The organism is Salimicrobium halophilum (assembly GCF_900100295.1).
Classification (GTDB): domain Bacteria; phylum Bacillota; class Bacilli; order Bacillales; family Halobacillaceae; genus Salimicrobium; species Salimicrobium halophilum.
This window is the reverse complement of the sequence record NZ_FNEV01000001.1, coordinates 454,330-467,930: the sequence shown is the minus strand read 5'-3', so window position 1 is coordinate 467,930 and position 13,601 is coordinate 454,330. Positions and strand designations below refer to the sequence as shown.

General features: G+C 43.1%; 17 protein-coding genes. All 17 read left to right on the top strand.

Annotation, left to right across the window (positions count from 1 at the left end):
• The first annotated feature begins 220 nt into the window (after positions 1-220).
• The 17 genes from flgB (at position 221) to fliY (ending at position 13,585) form a co-directional block, all read left to right on the top strand.
• Positions 221-607, top strand: coding sequence for a flagellar basal body rod protein FlgB (flgB, locus tag BLQ44_RS02540; RefSeq protein ID WP_093191709.1), 387 nt, complete (start codon positions 221-223; stop codon positions 605-607).
• Positions 608-1,063: a flagellar basal body rod protein FlgC gene (gene flgC, locus BLQ44_RS02535; RefSeq protein ID WP_093191706.1), complete on the top strand. Its 456-nt coding sequence runs from the start codon at positions 608-610 to the stop codon at positions 1,061-1,063.
• A 17-nt stretch (positions 1,064-1,080) separates the two neighbouring features.
• Positions 1,081-1,374 (top strand): flagellar hook-basal body complex protein FliE, encoded by a 294-nt coding sequence (gene fliE, locus BLQ44_RS02530; RefSeq protein WP_093191703.1) that lies wholly within the window; start codon positions 1,081-1,083, stop codon positions 1,372-1,374.
• A 46-nt stretch (positions 1,375-1,420) separates the two neighbouring features.
• Positions 1,421-3,019 carry a flagellar basal-body MS-ring/collar protein FliF gene (gene fliF, locus BLQ44_RS02525; RefSeq protein WP_093191701.1) on the top strand — a complete coding sequence of 533 codons (1,599 nt, stop codon included), beginning with the start codon at positions 1,421-1,423 and terminating at the stop codon, positions 3,017-3,019.
• 15 nt (positions 3,020-3,034) lie between these two features.
• A complete protein-coding gene (gene fliG, locus BLQ44_RS02520; protein ID WP_093191698.1) occupies positions 3,035-4,042 on the top strand; it encodes a flagellar motor switch protein FliG in 1,008 nt (335 codons plus the stop codon).
• Positions 4,035-4,766, top strand: coding sequence for a flagellar assembly protein FliH (fliH, locus tag BLQ44_RS02515; protein ID WP_176757398.1), 732 nt, complete (start codon positions 4,035-4,037; stop codon positions 4,764-4,766). The genes fliG and fliH overlap by 8 nt, the downstream gene beginning before the upstream one ends.
• A 1-nt stretch (position 4,767) precedes the next feature.
• The gene (gene fliI / locus BLQ44_RS02510) at positions 4,768-6,075 is read left to right on the top strand and encodes a flagellar protein export ATPase FliI (RefSeq protein WP_093191691.1); all 1,308 of its coding nucleotides are present in this window, start codon (positions 4,768-4,770) and stop codon (positions 6,073-6,075) included.
• A 12-nt stretch (positions 6,076-6,087) separates the two neighbouring features.
• The gene (fliJ, locus tag BLQ44_RS02505) at positions 6,088-6,534 is read left to right on the top strand and encodes a flagellar export protein FliJ (RefSeq protein WP_093191688.1); all 447 of its coding nucleotides are present in this window, start codon (positions 6,088-6,090) and stop codon (positions 6,532-6,534) included.
• Between the two features lie 4 nt (positions 6,535-6,538).
• On the top strand, positions 6,539-7,123 hold the full coding sequence (locus BLQ44_RS02500; protein ID WP_093191685.1) for a MotE family protein: 585 nt from the start codon (positions 6,539-6,541) through the stop codon (positions 7,121-7,123).
• Positions 7,124-7,156: 33 nt separating this feature from the next.
• On the top strand, positions 7,157-8,839 hold the full coding sequence (locus BLQ44_RS02495) for a flagellar hook-length control protein FliK (protein ID WP_093191682.1): 1,683 nt from the start codon (positions 7,157-7,159) through the stop codon (positions 8,837-8,839).
• Positions 8,840-8,848: 9 nt separating this feature from the next.
• Complete coding sequence (gene flgD, locus BLQ44_RS02490; RefSeq protein ID WP_093191678.1) at positions 8,849-9,301, top strand: flagellar hook assembly protein FlgD; 453 nt, start codon at positions 8,849-8,851, stop codon at positions 9,299-9,301.
• Positions 9,298-9,663, top strand: coding sequence for a TIGR02530 family flagellar biosynthesis protein (locus tag BLQ44_RS02485; RefSeq protein ID WP_322787512.1), 366 nt, complete (start codon positions 9,298-9,300; stop codon positions 9,661-9,663). Before flgD ends, BLQ44_RS02485 begins: the two co-directional genes overlap by 4 nt.
• A gap of 74 nt (positions 9,664-9,737) precedes the next feature.
• Complete coding sequence (gene flgG / locus BLQ44_RS02480) at positions 9,738-10,667, top strand: flagellar basal body rod protein FlgG (protein WP_093191675.1); 930 nt, start codon at positions 9,738-9,740, stop codon at positions 10,665-10,667.
• 18 nt (positions 10,668-10,685) lie between these two features.
• Positions 10,686-10,928 carry a flagellar FlbD family protein gene (locus tag BLQ44_RS02475; protein WP_407690357.1) on the top strand — a complete coding sequence of 81 codons (243 nt, stop codon included), beginning with the start codon at positions 10,686-10,688 and terminating at the stop codon, positions 10,926-10,928.
• Positions 10,921-11,337 (top strand): flagellar basal body-associated protein FliL, encoded by a 417-nt coding sequence (gene fliL, locus BLQ44_RS02470; RefSeq protein WP_093191673.1) that lies wholly within the window; start codon positions 10,921-10,923, stop codon positions 11,335-11,337. Before BLQ44_RS02475 ends, fliL begins: the two co-directional genes overlap by 8 nt.
• Before the next feature lie 33 nt (positions 11,338-11,370).
• Positions 11,371-12,372: a flagellar motor switch protein FliM gene (fliM, locus tag BLQ44_RS02465; protein ID WP_093191670.1), complete on the top strand. Its 1,002-nt coding sequence runs from the start codon at positions 11,371-11,373 to the stop codon at positions 12,370-12,372.
• Positions 12,365-13,585: a flagellar motor switch phosphatase FliY gene (gene fliY, locus BLQ44_RS02460; RefSeq protein WP_176757397.1), complete on the top strand. Its 1,221-nt coding sequence runs from the start codon at positions 12,365-12,367 to the stop codon at positions 13,583-13,585. Before fliM ends, fliY begins: the two co-directional genes overlap by 8 nt.
• Positions 13,586-13,601: the final 16 nt, after the last annotated feature.

Sequence of the window (13,601 nt, the reverse complement as noted above, 5' to 3'; positions counted from 1 at the left end):
TTAAAAAATATTCCAGAAAAATGTTTATTTTTATTAAAAATTGTGGGAAAATGACGATAAGAAGAACCCGATTCTAAGAGGAGGTCTTAATTCGGAGGTAGTAGGTCGATTGTCGTTATTTCTGTAATACTGTCATCTATTGCTCCGGACTGGTAGACCACAAAATACAAGTTCGCTAGAATGAACAATGTACATAATACGAAACTGTTGGGGTGAAGGAATGCAATTATTCGGTGATACGTTCCATGTACTCGAGAATTCATTGAATTATGCCAGTGAGAAGAATAGAGCGATATCCAATAATATTTCAAATGTTGATACTCCTGGATATAAAGCGAAAGACGTTTCTTTCGGGAAAATGTTGGAGGGCGAGCTTCAGGCGACGCGAACAAATGCCAGACATTTGCCGTTCAATCAAGGAGAGAGAAATGGGTTCCGGACGACGGTCCGCTCAGGAACCACATATAACCATAACGGCAACAATGTGGATATTGACAAGGAAATGACGGAACTTGCGAACAATCAAATCTATTACCAGGCACTTGTCGACCGGATAAGCGGAAAATTCAGATCTCTGGAGAGTGTCATTAAAGGTGGGAGTGCCTAAATGAGTATGTTTCACGCAATCAACAATAGTGCCAGCGGTCTGACTGCTCAGCGTCTGAGAATGGATGTGGCGTCCTCGAATATCGCCAATGCAGACTCAACGAGAGCTACGAGGAACGAAGATGGAGAATGGGAACCGTATCGAAGAAAAATGGTTTCATTCCAACCGCAGGAAAAGTCTTTTCGTTCCTTTCTCCAACAGGCATCAAACAGAAGTGCAACACCTGGAGAAGGAGTCCGTGCTACAAAGATTACAGAGGATGATGAACCGTTCAAGAACGTTTATCAACCTAATCATCCTGACGCAGATGAAAATGGATATGTACAAATGCCGAATGTCGACCCTTTAAGAGAAATGGTCGACATTATGAGTGCGACTCGTTCCTATGAAGCGAATGTAACTTCTATGAATGCATCCAAAAATATGCTGATGAAAGCACTGGAAATCGGTCGATAATTGAGGAGGGAACGAAAATGGTCCAATCAATAAACGGTTTACCCCAAGCATCTATTCGTGAAACGTACGATACGACGCCGAATGAAGTACACACTCAGTTCGCTGATAGTTTGAAAAATGCAATCGAAGGGGTCAACAAAGCGAAAGTGGAGTCTAATGAAATGACACAAGCACTTGCGCGGGGAGACGTTGATGACCTCCATAACGTGATGATCACTTCCCAAAAAGCGAGTGTCATGATGACGACTGCTACAGAGATGCAGTCCAAAGTGATCAGTGCATACAAAGAAGTTATGCGCATGCAAGTATAACGGTACTAATAAGTACGAATAAACGGTTGGTTTTGTGGGGGCTATTATGAAAGAGAAATTGAAAAATTATCAGGAAAAGGTCACTGCTTATTGGAGAGAAAGGTCAAAAGGGCAAAAAGGAATAATCATCGGATCATTTATAGCCCTACTGTTCATTATAGTAGCCGTCACTGTCTTTTCATCGAGGACGAACATGGTACCTCTCTACCAGGATCTTTCCCGTCAGGAAGTAGGTCAGGTGAAAGCTGAACTGGATACGAGAGGCGTTAACTATGAAATAACCGGTGGAGGAAGTACAATCCATGTCCCTGAGAGTCAGGCGGAATCGCTTCTTGTCGACCTCGCAGCGGCAGGGCTTCCGGAAAGTGGGAATATCGACTACGGTTTTTTCAGTAATAACGTCTCCTGGGGGATGACGGACAATGAGTTCAGTATGATCAAGCTGGATGCTATGCAGTCCGAGCTGGCTACGCTTATGAGCAGTATCGATGGTATCAATGATGCCAAAGTAATGATTAATATACCCGAAGAAGAAGTGTTTGTATCAGATGATAAACAGCCGACATCCGCTTCCATTGTGGTAAATACAGAGCCTGGTTATAGACTTGAGAATGGCCAAGTGGAAGCACTTTATAACCTTGCATCCAAGTCCGTGCCGAACTTGTCGAATGAGAATATCGCAATCATGGATCAGAACTTCCAATATTATGATCCTGAATCGTCCAATAACTCTATGGCCGGTGCGACGGACTATACGGAGCAGCAGACGATCAAGAAACAAATCGAGCGGGACATTCAACAACGGGTTCAGCGTATGTTAAGTGCGATGGTGGGACCAAACAAAGCGATCACGACGGTAACGGCTGATATCGATTTCACTCAGGAAAACAGACGGGAAGAACTGGTCGAACCTGTCGATCCCGAAGAAATGGAAGGATTGCCTGTAAGTATCGAGAGAATAGAAGAAGCTTATAGTGGCGGTGTGCCAGAAGGTATAGCCGGTGCTGGGGACGAGGACATACAGAACTACCCCGCTGATGCTGAGGGAGCGCCTTCGGATTATGAGATGACTGAGGAAACGATTAATAACGAATTCAATCGTATTTATAGAGATATTGAAGAAAGTCCATTCAAAATAAGAGACTTAGGTATCCAAGTGGCTGTGGATACGGTTCGCGGACAAAACGAAAACGGCGAACCTGAATTATTGACAGAGCAGGAACAGCAGGAAGTTTCGGATGGTATCGATTCCGTCCTGAACTCGATGATCAACACTTCCATTAATACCCAATACGAAGAGAATGTGAACCCGGATGATAGTGTATCTATTATATTTCAGGAGTTTCAGGGAACCCCTGAATTTGATGATGAAGCCACAGGGTTACCTACCTGGGTATACATAGTAGGAGGACTTCTGCTTCTGGTCGTCGCATTCCTCCTATGGAGACTTTTCCGAAATGGGGAGGAAGAAGAAGAGTATGAATATGAAGAAGTCACAGAACGAGTGAGGGTTCCAGAAGAGGTTCCTGATATCGAAGAACGGGATGATGAATCCACAAGAAGGAAAAAACAGCTGGAACGAATGGCCAACGAGAATCCGGAAGATTTTGCGAAGTTATTGCGTTCCTGGATTTCAGAAGATTAAGGGGGTGGAATGAATATGCCTCAGCAGAAATTGTCAGGTAAACAAAAGGCTGCAGCATTGCTGATATCTCTGGGGCCGGATGTGGCTGCCCAGGTATACAAACATTTAAGTGAAGAAGAGATTGAACAACTGACCCTGGAGATATCGTCCGTACAGAAAGTGGATGCGACCCAAAAAGAAGAAATTCTAGAGCAGTTTCATCAGATAGCTGTCGCACAGGATTACATTTCACAAGGGGGAATCTCTTACGCAAAAGAGGTCCTCGAGAAAGCAGTGGGGAATGATGAAGCAAGCAACATACTGAACCGGCTCACCTCCTCACTGCAGGTGCGCCCCTTCGACTTTGCGAGGAAGGCAGACCCGGGTCAAATTCTTAACTTCATACAGAATGAGCACCCGCAAACGATAGCGTTGGTCCTTTCGTATCTGGATGCTACCCAGGCAGGGCAAATCCTGTCAGAGCTTCCCCAGGATGTTCAGGCGGATATTGCAAGAAGGATCGCTACGATGGACTCTACATCACCGGAAGTCATCAATCAGGTGGAACAGGTCCTCGAGAAAAAGCTCTCCGCTACTGTTACGAACGATTATACAGAAACCGGTGGTATAGAATCAGTGGTAGAGGTGCTGAATGGTGTCGATAGAAGTACGGAACGGACGATTCTCGATTCCCTGGAATCCCAGGATCCGGAACTTGCGGAAGAAATCAAGAAGCGCATGTTCGTATTTGAAGACATTGTCACTCTTGACAGTCGAGGGATTCAAAGAGTGATCAGGGAAGTAAACAACGAAGACTTACAATTGTCACTTAAAGTTGCCAGTGATGAAGTCCAGGAAATCATTTTCAATAATATGTCCCAGCGTATGGCTGAAAACTTCAAAGAGGAAATGGAGTTCATGGGACCAGTCAGGCTTAGAGATGTTGAAGAAGCTCAGACGCGCGTGGTAGGTACGATAAGAAGACTTGAAGAAATCGGTGAAATCGTGATTGCCCGTGGTGGAGGAGATGACATCATTGTCTAAACGTCTCATACCAATCCGGGATTTATCCCCTAAAGAAGAACCGAAAGAAACAAACGAGGAAGTCGTGTTAGAGCAGGAAAAAGAAAAAATAGCTTCGAAGAAAGAAGAGGCAGAATCCCTGCTTGTCAAACGGAAAGAGGAAGCGGAAGCTTTGATTCGACAAGCCAGAGAGGAAATCGAAGCGGAGAAAGAAGCATGGGAAGAAGAAAAACGTATCATTGCGGAACAAGCGAGAATGGAAGGGCGTCAGGAAGGCTTCATGGAAGGACAGAAGGAAGGGAAGGATGAGTATGCTTCCTTGATCGACCAGGCGAACACAACCATTTCTGATGCGGAACACCTCTACAAAGAAAAGGTGGAAAGTGCTGAAGAAGAGATCCTTCACATTGCAATGCGTGCAGGCAGAAGAATCCTGGGAAAATCGTTGGAAGGAGATCCGTCACAATTTCGCTCCCTTGTAAAAGAGGCGATTAAAGAGGTGGCTGATCAACCGACAATTTCTATTTATGTACATCCGCACTTCCATGAAGAACTTACAAAGTATCGTGAAGAATTAAGCAGAATGATGGACAGCCAGGCTCAGCTTTCCGTATATGCCAAAAATTTCGAGGATCCCTATCAATGCTATATAGAATCCCCTTTTGGAAGAGTGGATGCCAGCATTGACAGTCAATTCACACTAATCCGTGAAGCGATTATGAACGTTATGAAAGAAGGTGAATGAGTTGGATTTATCAGCCATAACGGAAAAAATCGATCAGGTGGAGAGATACAAGCATTACGGTAGAATCCATAGAGTGGTAGGACTAATGGTGGAATCGAAAGGGCCGGAGGCTTCAGTGGGAGATGTGTGTTATATCCACCCATCAAAACTTGAGAATGAAGTGGTAACTGCTGAAGTGGTAGGTTTTCAGGGGGAAAACATTCTGCTCATGCCTTACAAAGAAATGACGGATATAAAACCTGGCAGTCTGGTTGAAGCAACGAGAGCCCCGCTTTCCATTAAAGTGGGAGAAGGATTGATAGGTTCTGTCCTCGATGCCACAGGAAAACCGATGGATGGAAGTGAACATCCCTTAGGACTCACAAATTTCGAAACAGAACAGTCTCCCCCGAACCCTTTGTCCAGGCCAAGGATCAGGGCTCCGATCCAAATCGGAGTGAGAGCTATCGACTCTCTGTTGACTGTCGGAAAAGGGCAACGTGTGGGAATCTTCGCTGGAAGTGGTGTTGGTAAAAGTACTCTCCTTGGTATGATCGCCCGCAACAGTTCGGCTGATATTAATGTGATAGCACTTATTGGAGAACGTGGAAGAGAAGTGAGGGAATTTCTTGAAAATGACCTTGGAGAAGAAGGGTTGAAGCGGTCGATTGTAGTTGTTGCCACTTCGGATCAGCCTGCATTGCTGAGGCAAAAGGGAGCTTACACAGCTACAGCGATCAGCGAGTATTTCAGAGAAGCAGGATATGACGTGAATTTAATGATGGATTCGGTGACACGCGTAGCCATGGCCCAACGTGAGATAGGTCTGGCCACTGGTGAACCACCGACAACGAAAGGGTACACCCCTTCCGTTTTCGCGATGCTTCCTAAGTTACTTGAAAGAACAGGAACGAGTGCGAATGGGACGATCACTGCTTTCTATACGGTCTTAGTGGATGGAGATGATCTCAATGAACCAGTCTCTGATACAGTCAGAGGGATATTGGATGGTCATTTCATACTTAACCGGAAAATCGCAGAACAAGGGCGTTACCCCGCTCTTGATGTTTTAGGGTCTGTGAGCCGAGTCATGAATCAGATCGTGTCTCCAACTCATATAGAAAAAGCGAACCAGCTTCGTTCATTATTATCAACATATGAGGAGAACAAAGAGCTTATACAGATCGGTGCCTACAAAAAGGGTAGCAGCAAAAACATTGATGAGGCCATTAAAATGCAACCGGAGATCGATTCATTCTTATCACAGGATATGAATGAGAAAGCTCCCTATGAAACATCGGTGGCAGAGCTGGAAGAACTATTTTTATAGGAGTGATCAAGGGTGAATATTCATGCGTTTCACAAACTGAGAGATTATCAGGAGCGGGAGAAAGAAGAGCGCCAGAAAAAGTATCAGTCAGCCATAGACGTATTCGAAGAGAAAGCCACCACCCTCTACAATCTGCTTAAAGAAAAAGAGAATATGGAAGCTGCAGTGGATCAGGAACTGGGAAGTGGGATGGTGGATCTGCATTCTATTCACTATTATCAGGCCAGAATCAAGAACATGGAAGAAGAAGTGAGCCGGCTCCAGCCTGAAGTACATAAGGCCAGGCAGAATATGAATCGCCTTGAAGACCAGCGAGATAAAGCCTATGTAGAAGTTAAAAAGTATGAAAAAATCATCGACCGTAAACAGCAGGAATTTCAAAACTGGGTAAAATATGAAGAATCGAAAGAAATGGATGGTATTTCCATACAGCAATTTTCGAACAAAGTGAACAGGTGATGACATGGCAAAAACGAAAAAGAAAAAGCAGGAAAGCAACTCCGGGAGGTTTCAATGGTTCTTTTTCGTAATCATTGTCCCTGTGATTTTCGCAATAACTTTGACCATCGTGGTACTGACGATTATGGGATTCAACGTATTTGATGAGGCTGCTAAAATCGGCCAGAAAATCCCCGGTGTCTCCAATGTAGTTACCACTGAGGAAGAAAAAAGCGGGGAGCAGGAAATTGCGTCACTGGAGGCAACGGTGGCAGATTACGAAGCTCAGATTCAGGAGCTCGAAGGTACGGTTTCTTCCAGAGACAATGAAATTGAAGAGTTGAAACAGGAAATAGCCACATTAGAAAGCAGTATTTCTGAAGAAGAAGAGAATTCAGAAGAAGCTGAAACGACAGATAGTGTAGGAGAGCTGGCTGGATCCTTCGAAGAAATGGATGCAGAGAGAGCCGCGGCACTCTCTGAAAATATGGATACAGCCACGATTGTACAGATTTTAAGAGAAGTCAGTAGTGAAGCGAGAGGGGAAATCTTAGCGGAAATGGACCCGGAGATCGGCGCGACTATAGCGGAGCGGCTGGCGGTTGAATAAGTAGATGATTGCTTTTGAAGGGGGGTGAAATGAATGCAGATGATGGAATTGTTAACAAGTCAGGTGAATATAAAAAAAACCAACTCGACTAAAGGCAACATCAACGAAAATATGAATAAAAAAGCTTTTGGAGAAGCAATAAGTCTTGTTATGGAAGAGACTCAACAGTCTGAAGGTAGCAAGGAAGCATTGATGGCTTCATTATCCGGTGAAAAAGGAATGTTTACAAAAGCTCAAAAAGAAGAGTTGATGAAGCTTTTAGAAGAATTAAAGGGGCATATGCAAAAAAGTAGTAGCTCAATGGAGCAATTGCTGAGTCAAGGGAAATCCATATTTCAAAGTATGAATGGGAATAATCAGGTAATGGAGATTTTTCAAAGCTTATCTGAATCTGAAGTGTCTCAAGTCAAAGAAGCTATAATAGCTGGAAACCAGGGTGATCTCCCGGAAAGTTTATTGAACCTTGAAGGAAAAGAAAGAGAAGCAATGTTGAATGTCATCGAGTTGATAAGTGAAGGGTGGTCTTCTCCTAATGGAGAAAATGGCATGTTGAACTTCCTTAAAAACTTATCAGCAGAGGATTTTCGTCTGGGTGAAATGATTCTTTCCAACAGCCCTTCGCAAACTGTGAATATGATGGAGAAAGATACAAAGAAATGGAATGCACTAGTGGAAAAATTGAGGCATTCATTGAATACTTTGAATGAAGGCAAGAAGGAAAGTGAAAAGTCCGCTTTAATTCAAGTGCTCGATGATATTCAGACATTCACTCAAAGTCTTGAAGATAACTTTTTAACAGGGATCCATGGGTTTCAACAGAATATCCAAAAAGTTGCTGGTGAGACTGCTTCAAGCAATGAGCAACTAACTGAGATCTTTCAGAGCTTTCGAGGGATTTTATCACTACAGGAGGGAGGAAAAACCTCTCTAAAAGAAGTGACGAATGCTCAATTGAAAGAGTTAAGGGAATTGTTGGTGAAATTTGTGAATGAATCCAAAGGAGTTGATACTCAGGCACTTCTTAATCAATCATCTGGAAAGCCGGAAGATAAAGCTTTATTTGAACAATTGATCCGCAATGTCCAACGCAAACAACAACTTCCTACTGTTTATAATCAGCAGCAAATAACAGTCAAAGATATAGGGAAGTGGTTATCTCATTCAACAAAGATTAAAATGGAAGAATCTTCTTTAAATACCGGAAACGATAAGCTCTCTACAATAAGTCATCAAACACCGATGACAAAAGTGGAGCAATTTGTAATAAAGGTGGACCAGCAGTCTCAAGCCCCTGCTCAAAGACAAGTTTTTCAAAAACTTCAAGACATGATCCAATCGAGTAAGATGTTCACGGATAAGTTAGGGAATCAGGAAATGCAAATCAAGTTGAAACCTTCCTCTCTTGGTGATATGACTATTAAATTTGCTCAGGTCAATGGAGAAATGGCTGTAAAAATCATGGTTACGTCTCAGGCAGCTAAAGAAATGCTTGAAGGTAACATGCAGCAACTGCGCCATATGTTTTCTCCTCAGCAAGTAGTTGTAGAGAAAACAGAACAAACATTGAATCAGCAATTTTTGAATGAAGATGAAGCTGAAAACTTCCATGAAGGGGAAGAACAATCTTCCGGGCAGGAATTTGATGAAGATTTCGAAGAAGATGAAGGTGAAGAGTCGGCCGTGTCTTTCTCCGATATTCTGAATGAGAAAGTGTAGGTGAAATAAATGAATAGTATTGATTCGACGTATTATCTTGAGAATCATATGAAACAGGAACGTTCCACAGGAAGTAGTTCCCTAGGAAAAGATGATTTTTTGAAGATACTGATGACTCAAATGCAAAATCAGAGCCCTCTTGATCCGATGAAAGACAAAGACTTTGTAGCTCAGATGGCTCAATTCACTCAGTTGGAGCAAATGACTAATATGAGCAGCTCTTTCCAGGAATTTTTCGAAGGACGTCAGGCTCAGGTAGTTGAATATAGTCATATGATTGCTAAAGAAATCTCTTATCTTTCTGAAAGTGACACTGGAGGAGAGGGCGACACCATTCAAACAGGAGTGGTAGAGGCCGTCAGTCAAAAAGATGGAAATGTTTCTCTAAAATTAAGTGATGGAACTTCCGTTCCCGTTTCATTGATACAGGAGGTAAGAAACCCGGAGAGCGGGGATGAATGATGCAACCTAAAATTCATCAGACTTACCAACCGATTCCCTTAAAGCATGCTGATAAAACTGCCAGTAATAAAGAAAAGCAAACATCATTCAAAGAGGTTTTAAATAATCAACAACTTAAGGTGAGCAAGCACGCTGCTGAAAGATTAAAAGAACGTAATATTGAAATACCGGACGAGCAATGGAAAAAGATTAGTGAAAAACTGACAGAAGCTAAAAACAAGGGAGTTAGGGATTCTCTTGTGCTGACGAATGATGCGGCGCTCATTGTCAATACGAAGAACCATACTGTTGTTACTGCTATGGATAAGCAAGCTACGGAAGCAAGAGTGTTTACGAATATCGATGGAACTATAATTATGTAAATGGCTGGACCTATTTAGGAAGCCTTAGGCCGTGGATAGACAGAAACGGCCGCAAATAGAGAGGATGAATATAAATGTTACGATCAATGTATGCAGGTATTTCCGGAATGAAAGGTTTTCAAACAAAACTTGATACTATCGGTAATAATATTGCCAATGTAAATACATTCGGGTTTAAAAAGGGAAGAGCGACATTTCAGGACATGATGAGCCAGACTGTTTCAGCTGCGCAAGGCCCTCAAGGAGAAGATGATAGAAATTTAGGTGGTGTAAACGCTAAGCAAGTAGGATTGGGATCTGAGTTAAATTCAATAGATAATGTCCATACTCAGGGGAATCGACAAACAACAAACAGATCTCTTGACCTTGCTATAGAAGGTGATGGGATGTTTGCGCTAGCTGAATCCCCGGCTGGTGATTTGGCTCCTGGTGGAGAAGGGTTACCTGAAGATGCTGTAATGTCTTTTACTAGGGCGGGAAACTTTTATTTAGACAGTGATGGAGCAATAGTAAATGGAAATGGAAAGTATCTCGTTGGTCAGTCTACACCAGGGCTTGATGTACAACCTGAAACTGATGAGTTGGGAGGAATAGGGACAATAACTATTCCGAATGGAGCCCAGAGCTTTAATATTCAGCCGAATGGTGAGGTTAACTATATTGATGAAGACGGTACTACTCAAGTTGCAGGAAGGGTTGCACTTGCCAATTTCTCTAACCCGGAAGGTCTTAGAAAAATTGGGGGAAATGAGTTTCAAAATACTGATAATGCTGGATGGATCAACGGACCTGAAGATGGGGACGGATATGAAGCGGCGAATTTCAATATTCCAGGTCAGAATGGGACAGGCTCAATGATTTCAGGGGCACTTGAAATGTCGAACGTAGACCTCTCTGAGGAATTCACGGAAATGATTACAGCACAGCGTGGCTTCCAGGCAAACACGAGAATCATCACTACATCCGATGAAATTCTCAATGAACTTGTCAATCTGAAGCGTTAAGGATAAGGGGGAAGGGGGATGCTTGGTCCCCCTATACATAACATGGTCGAACTTACGAAATTCAATGGAGAGACATTTACGTTCAATGCTATTTATATAGAACAGGTCCAATCTACTCCTGATACGACGATTACCACTACAAGAGGGAAAACCTTCGTAGTCAAAGAAAGTAAAAAAGAGGTCGTCCAGAAGATGAAGAAGTTTTACAGAGAAATAGGTTTATTACAGGTGGTTAACAAGGCAGGTGAGGACGATGTCTAAATTGATGAAAACAATGCTCATTGTTCTAATTACTCTCACTGTTCTAGGAGTAGCGGCTATTATAATCGTACTTAATTTAAACAGTTCCGAGGCGGACGGGGAGCGAAGCATCGATGAAATAAGAGAAGCTTCTCTGGAAACGGAAGAAATGACTACGGATCTCGAGAGTGGCGGGTTTGTACGTATCAGCTTCCGTATCATTACGGACAGTACGGATGGTCTCGAGGAGCTTGAAAAGAGAGATTTTCAGATGAAAAATGTCATCATCAAACAATTGGCTCAAATGGACGAAAAAGCGTTCAAATCCGATTTGACTACCCTCGAAGAGACGATAAAACTAAGACTCAATGAATTTATGGAAGAGGGTACCATCACAGATGTTTATACGATTAGCAAAGTTTTACAATAACAGGAGATCTAACAGGATGAGGGAGGTGGAACATTGGCGGAAGATGTCTTATCACAAAGCGAAATAGATTCTTTATTATCTGCAATCTCTACAGGGGAAATGGATGCGGAAGAACTGAAAGCGGAGAAAGAAGAGAAGAAGGTAAGAGTTTATGATTTCAAAAGAGCCTTACGCTTTTCCAAAGATCAAATCCGTTCTTTGTCGAGAATCCATGAGAATTTCGCCAGGTTACTGACAACCTATTTCTCTGCTCAGCTCAGGACCTATGTAAATATTAACGTAGCTTCTGTCGACCAGCTGCCATATGAGGAGTTCATCCGTTCCATTCCTTCCATGACGATTCTGAATATTTTCAGTGTGCAACCCCTCGAGTCGAGAATTCTTCTTGAAGCTAATCCTAATATTGCCTATGCGATGCTTGATCGAGTGCTCGGGGGACACGGGGAAAGTGTGAATAAGGTAGAGAACCTGACAGAGATTGAAACCACGCTTATGTCCCGGCTATTTGAAAAAGCGCTGGAAAATTATCAGGAAGCCTGGGGATCTGTCGTAGAGATAGACCCTATGCTCGAAGAGTTCGAAGTGAACCCTCAATTTCTGCAAATGGTTTCTCCGAATGAAACAGTTATCGTAGTTTCATTGAATACAACCATCGGGGAGACCAGTGGAATGTTGAATATATGTATTCCACATGTCGTATTAGAGCCGATCATTCCTAACCTTTCTATCCACTATTGGATGCAGCAACAGCAGACGAAAGAAAGGAACGACGAGGAATATGAAGCATTGACGAAGACAGTGGAAAAAACGAAAGTGGATGTGCGGGCAATATTGGGAGAATCCGATATGTCCATCGAAGAATTTCTTCATCTTTCAAAAGAGGACGTTATTCACCTCGATCAACTGGTGGAAGATCCGATGACATTGAGAGTAGATAATGAAGACAAATTTTTAATACAGCCTGGAAAAGTGAAGAATAAGGTGGCTGTGCAAGTATTGGAAACGGTCCGGGGGGAGGATGAAGATTATGAATGATGATATGCTGTCGCAAGATGAAATCGATGCTCTTCTGAATGCCAGTGACGATGATCTTGATGATGATGAGTTCATGGATGAAAAAGAAGAGGGAGAGAGTGGAGATGATTCAGAATCATTTTCAGATATAGAAAAAGATGCGTTGGGGGAAATAGGTAATATTTCATTCGGGAATTCTGCCACAGCGCTCTCTTCTCTTCTTAATCAGAAAGTGGAGATTACAACTCCTGAGATTTCGACTATTAATAGAAGTGGATTGGATCAGGAATTCCCGCATCCATATGTCGCGATCCAGGTAGTATATACGGAAGGTCTTTCCGGGGAGAATCTTCTCGTGCTTCAGACGAAAGATGCGGCTATTATTGCTGATCTGATGCTCGGGGGAGACGGCGCCAACCCTGAAGAGGAGCTGAATGACATTCACTTGAGTGCTGTGCAGGAAGCGATGAACCAGATGATGGGGTCCGCTGCCACCAGCATGTCTTCCATATTTAATAAAAAGGTAGACATTTCTCCACCTGAAATCACGATGCTGGATATCCAGCAGGAGGAGGGGGTGGAACACATCCCGGAAGATGATAAGCTCGCTCAAATTTCTTTTCGTTTGAAAGTGGGAGAACTTATCGATTCTGAAATTATGCAATTGCTTCCGGTTCGTTTCTCCAAAGAATTAGTCGAACAGCTGATGAATCCGGAAGGAAGTAGTGAGCCGGCATATGAAGCTCCTGCAGAACAAGCACAGAAGAAACCGGAACCGGAAAAAAGAGAGACTAAGCAGCCTGAAAAGAAGGAGCATCAACAGCCTGAAAAGAGGCGAGAACCAGCTCCACAGGCTCAAACAGAAGAAACGAACAGAGGACCTCAGATGATTGGTCAGGGAGCAAATGAAAACAGTACCGTGGAAGCCGCCGAATTCGAAAGTTTCCAACCGGTGAACATGTCGGAAACAGAGCGCAACAATCTGGATATGTTGATGGATATTCCGCTTAATGTGACTGTGGAACTTGGCAGAACAAAGCGGACCATCCGGGATATTCTCGATCTCAGTTCCGGTTCTATCGTTGAGCTGGATAAATTGGCCGGGGAGCCGGTGGACATTTATGTGAATGAAAAGCTGATGGCAACAGGAGAAGTTGTTGTTATCGATGAAAACTTCGGCGTCCGGGTGACAGATATTTTAAGTCAACAGGATCGTCTGAAGAAATTACGATAAGGAAAAAGGAGTGTCA